1 protein-coding gene is annotated in these 3,374 nt (G+C 52.4%); it reads left to right on the plus strand.

Annotation, left to right across the window (positions count from 1 at the left end; translation table 11 throughout):
• Positions 1-3,374, plus strand: a 3,374-nt coding sequence (locus D328_RS0128055; protein ID WP_018888334.1) for a condensation domain-containing protein, incomplete at both ends; no start/stop codon positions are given.

A 3,374-nucleotide genomic window follows, 5' to 3' on the forward strand; every position in this document is an offset into this window, starting at 1 on the left:
CGCTGGTTGCCAGATGGCAACATCGAATATTTGGGCCGGATCGACCATCAGGTGAAGATTCGCGGGTACCGGATTGAGCTGGGCGAAGTGGAAGCACAGCTGCTGCAGGTGGAGTCTGTACGTGAAGCGGTCGTCATGCCCCGTGCCGATGAGACGGGGCAGAAGCAGCTGGTGGCGTACTATGTAGCAAGTGTTGAGCTTGGCGCGGCTGAGCTGCGGAGCGAAATGGGCCGCGAATTGCCAAGCTACATGGTGCCGACGTACTTTATCCAGATGGAGCAGATGCCACTGAGCCCGAATGGCAAAATTGACCGCAAAGCCCTCCCGGCACCGGAAGGTAGCCTGCAGAGCGGAGCGGATTATGCTGAGCCGCGTACGGCGCAGGAACGGGCGCTTGTAAAGGTGTGGCAGGATGTGCTGGGCGTGCCGACGGTCGGGATCCTGGACAATTTCTTCGATCTGGGCGGTGATTCGATCAAGGCCATTCAGATTGCGTCCCGTGTGTTCCAGACCGGCTATAAGCTGGACATGAAGTACTTGTTCCAGCACCCAACGATTGCAGCACTGGCACTGCATTTGCAGGAAGCAAGCCGGATGGCTGATCAGGGTGAAGTACATGGAGAGACAGGCTTGCTGCCGATTCAGCAATGGTTCTTCGAGCAGAAGCGCGAGCATCCGCAGCACTTCAATCAAGCAGTCATGCTATATAGCGAGGAAGGCTTCCACGAAGCAGCTGTTCGCTCGGTGATGGATCAGATTGTGAGACACCATGATGCATTGCGTACCGTGTTCCGTCCTGATGAATCGGGCTTGGTATTCGAGGCTTGGACACGACACGTCGATGAAGGTGTCCTGTATACCCTGGACATCGTTGATCTCTGCGCGCTGGAGAGCTATGCGGAGGAATTGGAGGATAGAGCCGCTGCTATTCATAGCAGTATGGACCTGAGCACAGGTCCTCTGGTCAAGCTTGGATTGTTCCGAACTGTCGATGGCGATCACCTGCTCATCACGATTCATCATTTGGTGATGGACGGAGTCTCCTGGCGGATCCTCTTTGAAGATTTTGCTGCAGGGTACGAGAAGGCATTGAAGGGTCAGGCCATACAGTTACCGTACAAGACCGATTCCTTCCAGCTATGGACCAGCGAGCTGGCATCGTATGCACAGCGTGCTACGACAGCAGCCATTTCTGGTGAATCAGGTGCCACTCATGAGAGTGTCTTAAATACATCATATTGGGAGCGCATTGAGCAGGAGAAATCCAGCGTTGCCCCATTGCCAAAGGACTTTATATATGAAGGCTCTGTGCAAGCTGACAGTGAGCTGTTGTCCGTGGAATGGAGCGAGGTACAGACGCAAATGCTGCTCAAACAGGCTAACCGTGCCTACAATACGGAGGTTAATGATCTGTTGCTGACCGCACTTGGTCTGGCCGTACATCAATGGACGGGTGCACGACAGGTTCTCGTCAATCTGGAAGGGCACGGACGGGAAGCAATCATTCCTGATGTGGATATTACGCGTACGATCGGCTGGTTCACGAGCTTGTATCCTGTATTGCTGGAGACGGGCAGAGAAATGACGCTGGCTCAGCGAATCAAGGAGACGAAGGAAGGCCTGCGACGCCTTCCACATAAAGGATTGTCTTATGGAATCTGGCGATATCTGTTCTCTGCTGCAGCGGGTGCAGCTGTGGCTGGTGCGCAAGAGCGTACCCATAATGCAGACCCGGAGATTAGCTTCAACTATCTGGGTCAGATCGATCAGGATCTCCAGCACAGCGGCATCACCTTGTCTTCTTACAGTGTAGGGGAGACTGAGGATACGAGCGCGCGCATGAATTACACCCTTGATATCAATGCGATGATCTCGGAGGGCAAGCTGCGCCTGACGGTAGCTTACAGCCGTAAGCAGTATCACAAGGAGACGCTCGAACGTCTGGCAGACATGCTGCACACGGCTCTGCACGAAGTGATTACGCATTGTGCGGCACAGGATCAGCCGGCGCTGACTCCGAGCGATGTATCTTTCAGGGGGCTGTCGATTAAGGAACTGGAGCAGATCACGGAGCAGGCATCTCATACAGGTGAATTGGAAAATGTATATGCACTGACGCCGATGCAGAAGGGCATGCTCTTCTACAACCTGATGGATTCACAATCCGGAGCGTATTTTGAGCAAGCTTCCTTCGATCTGCAGGGCGAGTTCGACATCGCTGCGTTCGCAGCTAGTCTGGACAAGCTGGTAGAGCGACATACGGCATTGCGTACGAACTTCTATAGTGGCTGGAAGGATGAGCCGTTGCAGGTGGTGTATCGCAACAAAGGCAGCGAATTGTATGTAGAGGATTTGCGTGAGCTGGACGAGAGAGTTCAACGCGAATATATTACTGAGTTCACACGCAAGGACAAGCTACGTGGCTTTGATCTGGCACAGGATGCACTGATGCGTGTCGCTATATTGCGTACAGGAGAGGACGCGTACCGTTTCATCTGGAGCTTCCATCATATTGTGATGGATGGTTGGTGCTTGTCACTTGTGACGAATGAAGTATTTGCAAGCTATTTTGCCTTATTGGCCAACAAGCAGCCGCAGCTGGCGCCTGTATCGCCATATAGCCAATATATCGAATGGCTGGAGCAGCAGAGTGTACAGGCCGCTTCCGACTATTGGAGCAGCTATCTGGCAGACTATGAGGAGCAATCCCGACTCCCGCAGGCTAACAAGCAAATCAAAGCCGGATATCAGGCAGACCGACTCGAATTTGATCTGGGTGCTGAGCTGACGGCAGGAATTCAGCAGGTTGCAAGACGTTATCAAGTGACCATCAATACACTGATGCAGACTGTATGGGGCATTTTACTGCAAAAGTATAACGGGTCACAGGATGTCGTATTCGGCAGCGTTGTATCTGGTCGTCCAGCCGAGATCCCGAATGTGGAGAATATGATCGGTTTGTTCATTAATACCATTCCTGTGCGCATCAGCGCGCAAGGTGACAGGGTGTTCTCGGATGTAATGAAGGACAATCAGCAGCAATCTATTGCTTCCAATGCTTACGACACGTATCCGCTGTATGAAATTCAGGGCCTGTCAGAGCTGAAGCAGGACTTGATTAATCACATTATGATTTTCGAGAATTATCCGGTAGAGGAGCAAATTGAGCAATTGGGTGGCAGTCAGGCATCTGGCTTCCGAATTACAGGAGTCGAATCCGTCGAGCAGACGAACTATGACTTTAACCTCGTCGTAATGCCAGCGGATACGATTCATATGATCTTTGGCTATAACGCGCTGACCTTTGATCGTGAAGGTATAGAGCAGATTCGGGGTCATCTGGTGCACTTGCTGGAGCAGGTGGCAGCGAATCC

It is taken from the genome of Paenibacillus massiliensis 2301065 = DSM 16942, from assembly GCF_000377505.1.
Taxonomy (GTDB): Bacteria; Bacillota; Bacilli; order Paenibacillales; family Paenibacillaceae; genus Paenibacillus; species Paenibacillus massiliensis.